The sequence below is a fragment of the Aliterella sp. E5.1 genome (assembly GCF_057473825.1).
Window position 1 is genome coordinate 36,793 of the sequence record NZ_JBYCCV010000014.1, and the last position, 13,469, is coordinate 50,261.

Below are 13,469 nucleotides of genomic sequence, written 5' to 3' on the forward strand. Positions count from 1 at the left end.
CGAAACAACCGGGGCATATATCCGAGATTTCGTCATTCCTGGTAGTGGTGGACTGTCAAATCCTCAAGGTTTGGCTGTAGGACTAAACGGGAATCTCTTTGTTAGTAGCCAAAGCACTAACAGTATTAAGGAGTATAGCGGCTCAACAGGCGAGTATATTGGCGATTTTGCAACGTCTACTAGCGGGTTACTTTCTCCCCAAGGTTTAACTTTTGTACAGATGGTAGTTTATTTGTGGTCAGCAGTAATCTCCCTGGTTCAGAAGTACCCGGAGTTCCAGGGGGACGAAGTAGCGGTGTGTTGCAATATGACACCACTACCGGAGAACTGCTAAATACTATATCTACTGGTCCTATAAGTTCTACAATATCAGGACCTCAACCTGTCGATGTAGCTATTGGGGGACCAGATAACAATCTTTTCATCAGTTCATCTAGCACTCGCTTCAATAGTGGTGGTATCTCTGAGTACGATCTAACAACAGGAGAGTTTGTGCGCGGTCTTCCTATCCAAGTCCAATTTCTTAGCCCAAGAAGTATAGCTGCGACTGGTAGCAATATCTTCTATATTGATTTATTGATTTTTCCACCGTCGGTCGAATCGATTTGGCTACAGGAACTGCTGATACATCATTTGTTGACAGTGGTAGCGGTGGATTGAGCAGTCCTCAAGACGTAGCTATTGGAGAAAATGGCAACTTATTCGTTAGTAACTTCGGGACTGATAGTGTCAAACAGTACGATGGTGATACCGGGGACTATTTGGGAGACTTTATTGCTGCTGGTAGTGGGGGTTTAGATAGACCTACCTACCTTACCACTGCCAATTTTCCTGTTCCCGAACCTTCTTCTATGTTAGGTGTAGCAGCCTTTGGTGGTTTATTTGTAGGTGGTGCTTTGCAACGTAAGGCAAACCGCCGCAAGCAACTAAATTCATTGTAAAAATAAACTTCGATCTAGCAATACCCACCAAAACATTAGTAGTTTTGGTAGGCAATTCAGTGTAATTATTAGCTAACAGCCATTGGTAAGCAAATAATCTTAGTTGCTTCCAGTGACACTAATAAATCGCTCCAAGAAAAGCCAACCAAGTTATCGCGGATAACGTGGGCGGCGGCAAATCGCTCTACAGGTCCAAGTCCTACAACCAACATCCCCGCCGCTAAACCAGCCTCAACGCCTGCTGCCGCATCTTCTACAACTACGCATTCTAATGGATCTAGTCCTAGCTGCATAGCAGCATGAAGAAATACATCGGGTGCGGGTTTGTGGCGCTCGACACTGTAGCCATCACTAATTGCGTGAATGCGATCGCTAATTCCCAATAACTGAGTTACCAAATGAGCATTTTTACTTGAAGATCCAATTGCTACTTTCACCCCCGCAGCGTGTAATTCATCTAGTAAAGGCAATACTCCGGGTAGTAAATCCGCCGCACTCAAGTCTTGAATAAATGCCTCATAGTAGCTGTTTTTCCGCGCCATCATCGCCTGAATTTGGTCTTCACTAGCAGGGCGACTTCCTAGCAAGTGCAGTAAGGAATCGCGCCTTGCCAAACCGCGCATCGCTTCATTAGCTTGGCGATCGAAAGCAATACCTTCTTCATCTGCCAACTGTTTCCAGCCCCGATAATGATACTCAGAAGTATCTGTCAACACGCCGTCCAAGTCAAAAATTACACCTTTAATTGGTAATTCCGTAAAAGCAGGTGTCTCTACATTGCTCAAAGTCTCTGGTAGCTTTTCGTTACCAACTTGGATCGATTCTTCACTGTTATTGATGTTTACCACTTTTACCTTTGTTATGCCGTCGGTATTTGATAAGTCGAATTCATAACACTGCCCGTGCCAGTGGAGTTTAAAATTCAAGCGCGTCCAACCAGGGGGCAAGTGGGGAGTGTCAACCATTGGTCCAGTTTGGGTCAAACGTACTCCCGCAAAACCAAAAATTACTGCCTGCCAAGCGCCACCCGTAGAAGCGGCGTGAATGCCTTCGTGAGCGTTGCCCCGTACATCTTTAAGATCTACTAAAGCTGCCCGCATAAAATGCTCGTAGGCTTCGGTACACAGATCCAAGTCACAAGCTAAAATAGCGTGGATTGCAGGACCTAGGGAAGATCCGTAGGTGTGATCGGTGCGAGGGGTGTAGTAATCCCAGTTGGTACGAAGTAGAGCGCGATCTTCTCGATTTGCAAGGGGTGTTTTTAATGGTAGTTGGCGTAGTAAGTATAGCAACATCAACACATCTGGCTGCTTGAGTATTTGCCGTTGGTTGGTTGGTTCAATACCCAAAAGTGCTTGCATTGATGTATTTCGCCCTTCATACTCAGACAAATCTACATCTATTAAGTCAAAAAATCCTTCACATTGCTCGATTAATCCAGTTTCGGGGTCGTGCAGTACGACTAGGTGTTGAGCGATGTGATGCCAGCGCTCCAAGCGTTGGGGGTTGAGATTTAGTTTTAGTTCTAGCTCTGTTGCTTTGGACGGATAGTTTGCTTGCAGCCAATCTAATACCCCCATAGCAGTTTCCATGTGCCACTGCACCATGCGGTTAGTAAAAGCGTTATTGTCTACGTGTTCGTGGTTTTCGTCAGGGCCAATGACATCGCGAATTTCATAACATTGACGCTCCCTATTCCATTCAACGCGGCTACCCCAAAATACGGCAGTATCGAGGATAATTTCGGCTCCTTGTTGTTGCATCCAATGCTCGTCGCCTGTTGCTTGCCAATATTGCCAGACTCCATAAGCTACGTCCGTTGTAATGTGCAACTCAATATCGCCGCACCAAATTCGTACAGGCTCGCCTTCGGGACCTGTTACCCATCGGGGAGTTACTTCATCTCCCGTACCAGCACTCTCCCAAGGATACATTGCGCCTTCATAGCCTGCTTCGGCAGCCTTACGTCTAGCGCCATCTAAATTGTGGTAGCGGTAAGAGAGCAAATTTCGCGCTACTTGGGGTTGCGTGAGGGTAAGGAAAGGGACAATAAATATTTCGGTATCCCAAAATACGTGACCGCGATATGCGTAGCCAGATAAAGTTTTGGCAGGAATGCTGACTCTATCGTCGTGACGGGGTGCGGCAATCAGGAGTTGAAATAAGTTGTAGCGAATAGCAAGTTGAGCCGTGCGATCGCCTTCAATTATGACATCGCAATCGCGCCATAGTTCTTCCCACACGGCTCCATGAGCCGCCAACAAAGTTGTATAGCTCTTGAGACTTGCTAGGCGCTCTTTAGCGGCTAGAGTCGGCTGAGCAACCTGCCTAGAGGTAAAAACCGTAACTATTTTCTCTAAAGTAACAGTTTGACCTTTTTGGGCAGTAAATTTTGCCTGCACCCCTGGGTTGCCTTTTGGTTCTAGTCTTACTTCTACACTTGTAGCCGCCGAACAATTTAGTTTTGTTGCCATGCCAAGTTCTATCTCAGACTTCAGAGTGCGCAAATGCAACCATGTACTATTGTCTGCTCCTCCTGCGTCCAACAATTCCCAGTGCTTGACTCCTTGATTGTCAGGAGAGGCGCTAAGACTAGCGTTTACTTCTATTACTCCCGTAAAATCTATCGGTGTCACTTGGCAGCGCAACACTAGCAAATGCTCGTCTGCCATGCTGGCGAGGCGCTCAAAATGCAGCTTCACGGTATTGCCTGCGGGGCTGCGCCACAGTACATAGCGGCTTAATATGCCCCAGTGCAAGTCTAATTGGCGCGTGTATTCCAACACTTCGCCTTGGGCGAGGCTAAAAACTTCGCCAGCAATTGTAATTTGGAGTGAGAGCCAGTCAGGACAATTAGCTAACTCGCTATAAACGACAGGAACGTCATCGTACACGCCATGAATAAATGTAGTAACGTTTGCGCCGGGATAGCCTTCCTCAAAAGTACCGCGCGTTGCTAGGTAGCCGTTTCCAATAGTAAACAGCGTTTCTTTATGGTGTAATTCTGATGACGAAAATTCTGTTTCAATGACGTTCCAAGCGTTTCGATCCATGACTTGTATATCTCACTAAGTAATTTGTTTAGTGTAAAGATTGCTTTTTTAGCATTCCCTCGAAGCTAAATTTCTTGCCTATTGTTGCGAAAAGTTTACAAAACGCAACAGATAGGGTTTGAGAAATTTTATCTGCTCTTTCTTTAGGCTTCAATGACGACGCGCAGGTTTCCGCGTTTTCTAGCAACGCGACAGGCGGTGGTGCTGCCGGAACGTTCAAATTCTAAGTCAAGGATTGTATTGCCAACGCGCAAGTTGTGTACAGACAACTGATTGATCGATTCCGGTAGCGCCGCGTCAATAATCCGCAAGCAGTTATTTACCGCATCCGGCACTAAGTTCACCATCATGTGCAACAACTGAAAGATACTCCCGGTAGCCCACGCTTGGGGAGTGCAGGCAACAGGATACTGCACGGGAGTATTATCTCCGTTACGCTTGTAGCCGCAAAATAATTCTGGAGGACGCTCGTAAGACTGGGCTAAAGTCATGTCTAGCAATCCTTGCGATACTTCTAAAGCTTGTTCGATAAGTCCTAAACTCCGCAATCCCATTGCAATCAGGGAATTATCGTGAGGCCATACCGAACCGATATGGTAGCCCATGGGGTTATAAGCTGGAGACAAACTACTTAGCGTCCGAATGCCCCAACCATTAAACATATCTGGCGCTCTTAGTCTTTCAGCTACGCTACGCGCTCTTTCGTCAGTAAGAATGCCCAAGTGCAAACAGTGACCGGGATTTGATGTAATACTGTCTACTTGATGTCCTTCTCCATCTAAAGCCAACGCACAAAAATGTTGGTCTTCCATCCAAAAGTCACGGTTAAATCGGGTTTTAAGTTCTTTAGCTTCGTCCAACCAGCGATCAGCTAAGTCGATGCGCTTTTTCATCCGGGCAATTTCTGCTAGTCGAACTTTGGCAGCATAGGTATAAGCTTGCACTTCAGACAAGATAATTGGTCCAGTCGCAAGTTCGCCTTGGCGATTGACAATGCAGTCTCCCGAATCTTTCCATCCTTGGTTTGCAAGTCCGCGCCGCGATTTACGCAAGTAGCCAAGGTAGCCTGTTTCTTTGCTATTGCGATCAATCCAGTCCATGGCGGCAATTGCATTACTCCACAACTTATCTAAAGTCTCTTTGTCATAGGTCCAAGCGTAATACTCCGCGTATAACATCAACCACAAAGGAGTAGCGTCAATGGTTCCGTAATAGGGCGTGTGAGGAATCTCTTGGCAACGCGCCATTTCTCCTTGGCGCAATTCGTGAAGAATTTTACCAGGTTCTTCTTCGCGCCACTCGTCTTCTACTTTGCCTTGATAAACAGCTAATAGAGTTAAAGTTTCTTTGGCGATTTCTGGGTTGAGCATCAAAGTTTGCGAGGCGGTGATTAAAGAATCCCTGCCAAACAATGTTGAATACCAGGGTACTCCGGCGGCTACGGTTTTATGTTTGCCAAAACTTTGACGCAGCAGATACAAGTCTTGTTCTGCCCGTTCAATTACGCGGTTAAAAGTGGCTTTGTCGGAGCGAATTTGCGTAATTTGTTCGTCCCAATGCTTTTCTTCTAAAGATTCTGCCGCTTTAGCTTGTCCTAGGGTGACAGGAGCGATCGCAATTGTCGATGCGGAAGCATTATTGAGTAACATTCGCAATCTGTAACCCAATTTTTGCGTTTCGTGAGAACCTAGTTCAATTTGCCACAGCGCTGTATAGCCTTTAAAGAGATCGGGCGGGCGATGCTGAAACTCAACAACTGATTGCATCAACGATTTGTCCAAGCCTTGATAAGCAAGCCTTAGTTCTGTAAGGTTAGGCAGCCCGTTGTCTTCATAGCTTGGGGGGACTGCTCTTAGGAGTTTTCCTTGTTTTTCTCGGTGAGCGCCTCTAATTTCAAATAAATCAACAAAATCGGCGTTGAAACTAATGCTAATTTCAAAGCTAACTGGACTTGTACTGTAATTTGAAACTTCTATTTCTTCAAATAGCGCTCCACTAACAGCAATTTCGCGGCGAATCCCTAGGGTATCTGGTTTTAAGCGATCTTCGATATGGGGATTTGTACAGAGAATCGATAGTAAAAATCCTTTTTCGGCAGTGCTGCTGAGCAATACTGGACTTCGCCCTTCTATTTGCAGTTCCAATCGACTAAGGAACCTAGTATCGTTGCAAAATAGCCCCATACTAGCGGTGCGATCGTCCATTAAACAGCCAGAAATATTCCCTAGCGTATCCGTAACTAAAAATATATCGTCATCTTTGATTGTCAGTGTCGGCTGCGGTCGTTCGCTGATTACGCAGGGCCACTCGGTAATCGGTGCTTCCTGAGCAGGGACAAAAGTAAGACCGTCAATAGTAATTTTCTCTGGTGTCATGAGCGTATCTGCTGTCATTGCCAAGATTTCCGCTTTCTAGGGTTGGTTTTTCCTTCGCTGAACTAGGGGAGCAAAGCTCTACACTGTTAACAACTTAAAAATTGAAAGTAAAATTCTTGTCTTCAGATCTTGATAAGTGCCAAGTTTAGTAATCTTTACTTCTTATCAGGATAAGTAAAAAATCTACATTTTTTTTCATGATCAAAAGTTAAGTTTTTAAGTTTTTTGGGCTACCTCCAGCTTGATTTCTCTTACGTACTGAAGCTTTTACTCTACGCCAGTCCGTCATTCTAAATTAAAGCTTACAAACTATTGTAAAGATGTTTAATATTTATACACAACCTGTCAACTTTTTACAAATAGTCAAAAGTTGGCAATAGTCTTAGCTTTAACCTCTGTTCAAAGTAAGGAGTAGGGAATAGTAATAGATTCGCTCCTACTCCTAGGCTCAAACAGATATCCTGTTTTTTGAGCTTACTTTTCTAGTTTTTAGATGATGGAGTTAGTACCATGCCAAAAGCTCTGATATACTCGTCAGTCATCGATTCCACACTAAAATGATTGACAACATAATCCCGGCAAGTTTGACGATCTATTTTACTAACTAAGGGAACGGACTCAATCATTTTTTCTAGAGAATGACAAACAAAACCTGTCTTCTCGTGGGCAATAACTTCGGCAACAGAACCCAGCGCCATCCCAATTACAGGCGTACCCGTTGCCATCGATTCAATCATCACCAGCCCAAAAGGTTCGCGCCAGGTAATTGGAAACAAAGTCGCCGTAGCACCGCTTAAAAGCGCAACTTTTTCATCGTGGGAAACTTCCCCCAAATACTGAATTTGCTCGCCGTCAATGTGCGATTCTAACTGTTCGGCGTAAAAAACGCGATCGACTGCATCAATCTTACCTGCCATTTTTAATGGCAGACCACTAGCACGAGCAATTTCAATTGCTTGCAAAGGTCCTTTTTCTGGCGAAAGCCTGCCTACAAAAGCAAGATAGGCAGGTTGGGTAGGCTGGGGAGAAAAAGGATAAGCTTTAGTATCAATGCCGTTGTAAACCGTATGAATATAGTTTAAGCCCAGACGAGGTTCTCTTTGTGCTTCGCTAATACTGATATAAGGCTGCCATGCAAACTGACGAAACATTTTTTCATTGTCCGGGGTAAATATACCATGCATGGTATGAACCGTAGGAGTTTTGACAAAACTGCTATAGGGAAGTGCCGCACAGCCAACATGGGAATGAATAATATCAAAGTGATGTGCTTGTCTATACACTTCGTACAGCATCATTTGTTCGTAAAGTCCTGGCTCTTTAATGCTAGGATCGAGCCTCAGAGCTTGTTCGTGGACGGATTTGAGCTTGCTTGTTGTAATTGAGTCTCCAGAAGCAAACAAAGTAACTTCATGACCCCGGCGGACTAATTCATCGGTAAGCAAACTGACAATCAGTTCAATACCGCCATAGCGAAAAGGAGGGACGCGCTCCCACAATGGAGCAATTTGAGCAATTTTCATATTTTAATAGAGACAAAAAATAGCAAAAGTTGTTTAGCTAAAACTCTTGCTTTTGATCGTGAACTGCCTGCGATAGTGTTGCCCTAGGTTAGAGAAACCCTCTTTACTAAAGCTATAGCTGTTTCTTTTGAGATCGCAAATACTCGCAAGGGGGGGTCAATAAAATTGGCTACCCGCAAAAAGCTAATCGCCAGCAATTCCTTACAGAAGATATAACATTGACGGGTATAGCAAATATAGATTTTAGATTGAATTTGAGAATTTATTGCCTATGGAGCAAAGGTAAAAGACTTTACGCTTCTTAGGTAGGATAAATAAAGAAGATTATTTATGGCGGTTTTGTATTCCTAGCCGCCATGATTTCCGATTCCAGATGGCTATAACAAGTAAAGCAAGTTCTTTGCTGTACTTGGCGCGATCGGCAACTGGAAAGTAGTTAGATGCAAAGAATTAAAGACAGCTATGAGCATTTCTACGGTTTCCGTGTTGAGCGATCTGCTAAACGCCATACCCCAACTTCGACCTCAGCTTTATTTCAAGGCTTCCTTAACCGCTCTCTCCCATGCAATGGAAGACCAGGTGTTAGCCGCTACGACAGACCATCCTTTAGTAATTGCGAGTTTTCAACGCGAACGTTACTATCGCCAAGAAGCTCATCGTTATAAGCGAATTGCCCAAAGAACAGATCAAGTTTACGTGCTATCAGCATTAGAAACTGATTTTACTAATGCTTCGGGTTTTTATGAGACGATCGCCTTTGACTTGAAAGATGCTTTGAGTCAAGAATGGCATTTGATCATAATTGGTAAGCAATACGCCACTTGCTTGGTATGCAGGGAGCGGTTTATGAATCCGACAAAAAAAAAGTCGCCTTTGCCCGGTAGTTTTGATGTCGATCCCTCGCGCCAATTTGAAGGTATATGGACGAGCGATCGCCAAGTTAGTTTTAAAGCCGCAGAATTATTATTAGCAAGAATATTGAGCTATCGACCAGAATTAGCCAGCAAAGTTGAGCAAGTACGGGAGAGTTTTGGTTTAGAGCGTCCTAATAAGCGTAAATCGCTAAGAAATTCTAATAAAGCCTCATTATTGTCTAAAACTGCACCAGAACTTGGGTTCTCGAATATCGACCCCGATCCCTTCGTACAGCGTTTGGTTACTTACCTGCAAGCAGGACAATATAAGTTATTAAAAGCTTACGGTTCCATCGCCGAGCAAGAACGTAAAGAGCGCCTAGTCAACTCAATTACGGCAGCTATCCGGCGCGGAAGCAACAACGGTCAACCTTTGCATCCCCAAGAAATTCTCTCGGTGGCGGTGGAAGAATTAGGACAAGCGCTGTTGGTGTGTCGCTGTTTGATCTACCGCGCGGGAGCAACGGAAACTACAGCAACTATTACTCATGAGTTTTTAAATTCTTCAGTCCCATCCGTTGCTGGGCAAGCTTTGCAACTGCAACAGCACCCTTTATTTCAAGAAATAATCCAGCAACAAGAAAGTATTGCGATTTCCGATACCCAAATCGACGATCGCGCTACCAATTCTGTGGCTCTACAAGGGCTTGTCCAGCGCTTTGCCGTTCGTTCTTGGCTTATGGTTCCCGTGCTGTACCAGTCTAAGCTACTCGGAATAATAGAGTTGCATCATTGCAGCGATCCGCCCTACCCCTGGCAAGAAAATGAAGTGGCATTAGTAGAAAAAGTTGCAACTCAAATCGGAGCCGCCTTAATTCAAGCCGAGGCGTATGCTAATTTAGAAGACCTCAACGGGCAACTAGAAGCCCTTGATCGCACTCGCAGCAACTTAATAGCCATTACAGGTCACGAATTGCGTACTCCTTTATCTACAATTCAAGTTTGCCTAGAAAGCCTCGCCACCGAGCCAGATATGCCCTGGGAATTGCGTCAAGTCATGCTCAGTACCGCTTTATCGGACTCGGAGCGGATGCGAAAACTGGTACAGGACTTTTTAACTCTTTCGTCTCTTGAAAGCGGACAAGTCCAGTGGCATCCCGAATCGTTGTCTTTGGAAGAATGCGTCGAACTTGCCTTAAGTCGGACTCGTAGCCGCGCGGCGATGGCAGCCCAACCCAAAATTACAAGTTTAGTATCAGAGGATTTGCCTTTAGTTAGAGCCGATGGAGATTGGCTAGTAGAAGTAATATCTAAGTTGTTAGATAATGCTAGTAAATTTACTCCCCCCCAGGGAGAAATTACTATTAGCGCCGCTTGCCGGGATGAGCAAACCCTCGAAGTTACAGTAACCGATACCGGACGCGGCATTGAAAATGGGCGCCTAGAACTTGTATTCGATCGCTTTTATCAAGAAGAAGGTTCTTTGCGCCGGACTGTAGGCGGTACAGGGTTGGGATTGGCGATTTGTCGCCAAATTGTCAATGGGTGGGGCGGTCAAATTTGGGCAAAGTCTGAGGGGAAAGATCGCGGCAGTGAATTTCATTTTACTATTCCGATTGCTATTACTAAGCTCGCAACGCCACGTAGTAGCAAAAAAGTGAGGAAGTAATTGGTCAAACTGTTACAGTTCCTAACATAGTCGTAATATAAGCGCGATCGCGGTGATACGATGCCCTAAAACGGTTTGAGAGAGTAATTTATGGCAGAAGAACTTTCTGGACAAACTCCGATATTTGGCGGCAGCACTGGCGGCTTGCTAACTAAGGCGGACAGAGAAGAAAAGTACGCTATCACTTGGACTAGCCCCAAAGAGCAAGTATTTGAAATGCCGACTGGTGGTTCTGCCATCATGCGGCAAGGTAAAAACCTTTTATACTTGGCTCGTAAGGAGTATGGAATTGCGCTCGGCGGTCAACAATTGCGGACAAAGTTCAAAATTACGGACTACAAAATCTACCGGATTTATCCTAGCGGCGAAGTGGAATACTTACATCCAAAAGATGGTGTATTCCCTGAGAAAGTAAATCCAGGTCGCGAAAAAGTCCGTTACGTAGACCGCAATATTGGCAGAAATCCCGATCCAGCCAAGTTGAAGTTTAGCGGAATGTATAACTATGATGTAGAACTACCAAAATCACCAGAAGCTAAAAAAGCTGGTTCCTAAAGTTTTAGTAGCAAATACCTGGATAGTTTAAATTAGTCTCGGTGTTCTATTACCGAGGCTGATTTTTTTGTAATTATTGGATTTTTTGCATTCAAAAAACCTCATGATTTTCCCTAATTTTTCTCAGTTTTCACAATTGGCTACTTTAGGCAACTTTATTCCTGTGTATCAAGAATGGGTCGCCGACTTGGATACCCCGGTTTCGGCTTGGTATAAAGTTTGTGCTGGGCAGCCTTATAATTTTTTGTTGGAATCGGTAGAAGGTGGGGAAAATATCGGGCGCTACAGTTTTTTGGGCTGCGATCCATTGTGGATTTTAGAAAATAGAAGCGGATTCACGACGCAAACTCATAGAGATGGTTCTGTGGAGACGTTTACGGGCGATCCATTTGTAACTTTGGCGCAATGTATCAAATCTTTTCACCCAGTTAAGTTGCCGCAACTACCGCCCGGAATCGGGGGCTTGTTTGGCTTTTGGGGTTATGAATTAATTAAGTGGATGGAAAATCGCGTCCCCATTCATCCCGCGACAGAAAACGATTTGCCCGATGGCTTATGGATGCAAATCGACCAATTACTGATTTTTGACCAGGTAAAGCGGAAAATTTGGGCAATTTCTTACGCGGATTTGCGCGATCCCAATGTGGATTTGCAGCAGGCGTACAAGCAAGCGTGCGATCGCGTTACCGCCCTAATTAACAAGCTGCAATCGCCCCTAAATAGCCAAGATACTGTTTTAGACTGGACTCCGCCGCAAAGTGCTTCTCAACCTCTAGAGTACATTAGTAATATTTCTGAAGCAGATTTTTGTGTCAATGTCCAAACTGCCAAAAATTACATCAAAGCTGGAGATATTTTTCAAGTTGTTTTATCTCAGCAACTAAAAGCACGGTACGAGGGCGAACCTTTCGATCTCTATCGCTCTTTACGGCTAATTAATCCTTCGCCTTACATGGCTTATTTTAATTTCCAATCTTGGCAGATTATCGGCTCTAGTCCTGAAGTAATGGTAAAAGCTGAAATCGACCCGATGGGAGGAACTCTAGCCACTCTGCGCCCCATTGCTGGTACTCGTCCCCGTGGCAAAACACCCCAGGAAGATGTGCTACTTGCTCAAGAATTGCTGCAAGATCCCAAAGAAATCGCCGAACACGTGATGTTAGTTGACTTGGGGCGCAACGATTTGGGTAGAGCCTGTATTTTTGGCACTGTTAAAGTTGACGAATTGATGGTAATCGAGCGCTATTCTCACGTTATGCACATTGTTAGTAATGTAGTCGGACAACTAGCTCCCGATAAAACCGCTTGGGACTTGCTGAAAGCTTGCTTTCCGGCGGGTACAGTGAGCGGCGCACCGAAAATTAGAGCTATGGAAATTATTAACGAACTTGAAACAAGCAGACGCGGTGTATATTCGGGGGTTTACGGCTACTACGACTTTGAAGGACAGTTAAATAGCGCGATCGCAATACGGACTATGGTACTGCGCGATCGCACTGTCAGCGTCCAAGCCGGGGCGGGGATAGTGGCAGATTCTGACCCCCAAAAAGAATATGCAGAAACCTTAAATAAAGCTAGAGGTCTAATAGACGCAATTCGCTGTCTTCAGAGCAATTAATGAAGCTAAAGTTTTACGTGCGCTGGCTAATTTTGGGCGGGGTGCTATTTTTCTTAGCTAAAGCTCTTAAAGACAATTGGCAAGAAGTAGCGCAAATTCAAATTAGTCCTCAAGGTTGGGTTTACCTGGGTAGCGCTTTAGGAGTAACGCTAATCGCCCATATCTGGACGGGATGGGTATGGAGTTGGATTTTTCAGACTCTCAATCAAAAAGTTAGCGGTTTTTGGGCAGTCCGCGTTTACCTAAAAACAAATATTGCTAAATATATTCCCGGCAATATTTGGCATTATTATGGACGGATTCGTTTAGCAACGGATGCGGATATTCCTACTAGCATCGCAACTTTGAGCGTTTTATTAGAACCGCTTTTACTCGCCACCGCCGCTTTACTTGTGGCTTTAGTCGGAACGCCGCAAAATAGACTGTTGCAATTTTTTAGTTTAGCGATCATTTTAATTGCGATTCATCCACTAATTCTCAATCAAGGCATTAAGTTAGTTAGCAAGCTCAAAAATAAAGGTAATAATCTCAAAAAGATCGAGCATTATCCTTTTTTCCCCTTATTAGGTGAATTAGGCTTTTTGGGACTGCGAGGGGCGGGATTTGTCTTGACATTTTTGGCACTGCACCCTGTAAATCTCAGTCAAATTCCTATTTTAATTAGTAGTTTTAGCCTAGCTTGGTTGCTTGGTTTAGTTGTACCCGGAGCGCCGGGAGGAATTGGAGTATTTGAAGCAACAGCTACCGCATTACTTGGAGCTTTATTTTCTCCAGGACTTATTTTAAGCGTAGTTGCTTTGTACCGTCTAATTAGTATTTTGGCGGAAGTTGTAGGAGCGGGATTTGTTTGGGTTTGGGATAGATTTGCTACGTCCGCTTAA

9 protein-coding genes are annotated in these 13,469 nt (G+C 44.6%); 6 read left to right on the forward strand and 3 right to left on the reverse strand.

Annotated elements, in window-relative coordinates; all coding sequences use genetic code 11:
• The first annotated feature begins 234 nt into the window (after positions 1–234).
• A complete protein-coding gene (locus AC2VE5_RS07650; protein ID WP_486887173.1) occupies positions 235–660 on the forward strand; it encodes a YncE family protein in 426 nt (141 codons plus the stop codon).
• Positions 657–941 (forward strand): hypothetical protein, encoded by a 285-nt coding sequence (locus AC2VE5_RS07655; RefSeq protein ID WP_486887174.1) that lies wholly within the window; start codon positions 657–659, stop codon positions 939–941. The genes AC2VE5_RS07650 and AC2VE5_RS07655 overlap by 4 nt, the downstream gene beginning before the upstream one ends.
• A gap of 68 nt (positions 942–1,009) precedes the next feature.
• Here the strand turns inward: AC2VE5_RS07655 and pgmB are convergent, their stop codons facing one another.
• The 3 genes from pgmB to AC2VE5_RS07670 form a co-directional block, all read right to left on the reverse strand.
• Complete coding sequence (gene pgmB, locus AC2VE5_RS07660; RefSeq protein WP_486887175.1) at positions 1,010–3,994, reverse strand: beta-phosphoglucomutase; 2,985 nt, start codon at positions 3,992–3,994, stop codon at positions 1,010–1,012.
• 143 nt (positions 3,995–4,137) lie between these two features.
• Entirely contained in the window at positions 4,138–6,387 is a 2,250-nt protein-coding gene (locus AC2VE5_RS07665; RefSeq protein ID WP_486887176.1) for an amylo-alpha-1,6-glucosidase, read from the reverse strand.
• Positions 6,388–6,851: 464 nt separating this feature from the next.
• Entirely contained in the window at positions 6,852–7,892 is a 1,041-nt protein-coding gene (locus AC2VE5_RS07670) for a glycosyltransferase family 4 protein (RefSeq protein WP_486887177.1), read from the reverse strand.
• 462 nt (positions 7,893–8,354) lie between these two features.
• Between AC2VE5_RS07670 and AC2VE5_RS07675 the strand changes: the two genes are divergently transcribed.
• The 4 genes from AC2VE5_RS07675 (at position 8,355) to AC2VE5_RS07690 (ending at position 13,469) form a co-directional block, all read left to right on the forward strand.
• Entirely contained in the window at positions 8,355–10,415 is a 2,061-nt protein-coding gene (locus AC2VE5_RS07675; RefSeq protein ID WP_486887178.1) for a DICT sensory domain-containing protein, read from the forward strand.
• Positions 10,416–10,505: 90 nt separating this feature from the next.
• Positions 10,506–10,970 (forward strand): photosystem I reaction center subunit II, encoded by a 465-nt coding sequence (gene psaD / locus AC2VE5_RS07680; RefSeq protein WP_486887179.1) that lies wholly within the window; start codon positions 10,506–10,508, stop codon positions 10,968–10,970.
• Between the two features lie 103 nt (positions 10,971–11,073).
• Positions 11,074–12,588 carry an anthranilate synthase component I gene (gene trpE, locus AC2VE5_RS07685; RefSeq protein WP_486887180.1) on the forward strand — a complete coding sequence of 505 codons (1,515 nt, stop codon included), beginning with the start codon at positions 11,074–11,076 and terminating at the stop codon, positions 12,586–12,588.
• Positions 12,588–13,469 carry a lysylphosphatidylglycerol synthase domain-containing protein gene (locus tag AC2VE5_RS07690; protein ID WP_486887181.1) on the forward strand — a complete coding sequence of 294 codons (882 nt, stop codon included), beginning with the start codon at positions 12,588–12,590 and terminating at the stop codon, positions 13,467–13,469. Before trpE ends, AC2VE5_RS07690 begins: the two co-directional genes overlap by 1 nt.

Excerpts from the sequence above, each read along its gene's own strand:
- AC2VE5_RS07670 (WP_486887177.1), bottom strand. The coding sequence starts at position 7,892 with ATGAAAATTGCTCAAATTGCTCCATTGTGGGAGCGCGTCCCTCCTTTT.
- AC2VE5_RS07690 (WP_486887181.1), top strand. The coding sequence starts at position 12,588 with ATGAAGCTAAAGTTTTACGTGCGCTGGCTAATTTTGGGCGGGGTGCTA.
- AC2VE5_RS07675 (WP_486887178.1), top strand. The coding sequence starts at position 8,355 with ATGAGCATTTCTACGGTTTCCGTGTTGAGCGATCTGCTAAACGCCATA.
- AC2VE5_RS07665 (WP_486887176.1), bottom strand. The coding sequence starts at position 6,387 with ATGACAGCAGATACGCTCATGACACCAGAGAAAATTACTATTGACGGT.
- psaD (WP_486887179.1), top strand. The coding sequence starts at position 10,506 with ATGGCAGAAGAACTTTCTGGACAAACTCCGATATTTGGCGGCAGCACT.
- trpE (WP_486887180.1), top strand. The coding sequence starts at position 11,074 with ATGATTTTCCCTAATTTTTCTCAGTTTTCACAATTGGCTACTTTAGGC.
- pgmB (WP_486887175.1), bottom strand. The coding sequence starts at position 3,994 with ATGGATCGAAACGCTTGGAACGTCATTGAAACAGAATTTTCGTCATCA.